This window comes from Acidovorax sp. KPB24-07 (genome assembly GCF_057543315.1).
Window position 1 is genome coordinate 1 of record NZ_BAAJYS010000835.1, and the last position, 772, is coordinate 772.

2 pseudogenes are annotated in these 772 nt (G+C 72.2%); one reads left to right on the forward strand and one right to left on the reverse strand.

Going from position 1 to position 772, the window contains the following annotated elements:
* A pseudogene (locus tag AC27IQ_RS26150) lies at nucleotides 1-466 on the forward strand (hypothetical protein); the annotation flags it as partial.
* 24 nt (nucleotides 467-490) lie between these two features.
* Here AC27IQ_RS26150 and AC27IQ_RS26155 read toward each other — a convergent pair.
* Nucleotides 491-772, reverse strand: a pseudogene (locus tag AC27IQ_RS26155) (permease); the annotation flags it as partial.

Sequence of the window (772 nt, forward strand, 5' to 3'; positions counted from 1 at the left end):
TCCGCCGCCGCCCCCGCCTCCACCACCCAAGGCGCACCTCAAGCCCCGCCCGCCAAAGCACCCAGCCGCGAAACCGGCGCTGCACCCGGTCTCCGCCACGCCGGCGCCAGCGGCCAAACCGGTGCCGGTCGATGTGATGGCCATCTCCACCGAAGAAGGCCGGGCGGCGCTGCGCGCGGGCTTCGGCACGCCCGAATCCGCCGATGCGGGCCTGCGGGAAATCGCCCTGGCATTCAAGGCCGCGCAAAACGGCTCGACGGACGACAAGCGGGCCTTCCAGCTGGCCTACCAGGACCGGCTCACGCTGCCGGACGATTTCAGCAGCGGCAACGTGGCCGCCGTGAAGCAGCTCAAGCGGCTGCTGGCCGGGGTCAACGTGGCCTATGTGTCGCCGCAGTACGGCAAGGACATGGGCGTGGGATCGGACGACTTCAACGCGCGGCGCTCCGCGGCGCCTGCGGCGTAGAAGCAGGCGGCAATGCCCTGCGGCCTACGGCGCCGCGATGAGGTCCAGGCACTCCCGCACCACCGGCGGATGGAACGCCATCTGCACGTGCGCCAGGCCCTCGCGAAGGCGGTTGTCCGCGCTGTCCAGCGTGGCCGTGGCGGCCGGATACACCGCGTTGTCGCAGTTGGAATAAAAGCAGGTGAACAGCGCCGCGCGCCCGGGCGGCTCGTCCTGCGCCAGCTGCCGCAGCCATTCGCCCCCGGGCACCATCTGCCGGCCGTTGGCGGACCGGCTGAACCGCGCCGCCCAGGCGCCCTGGTGGGG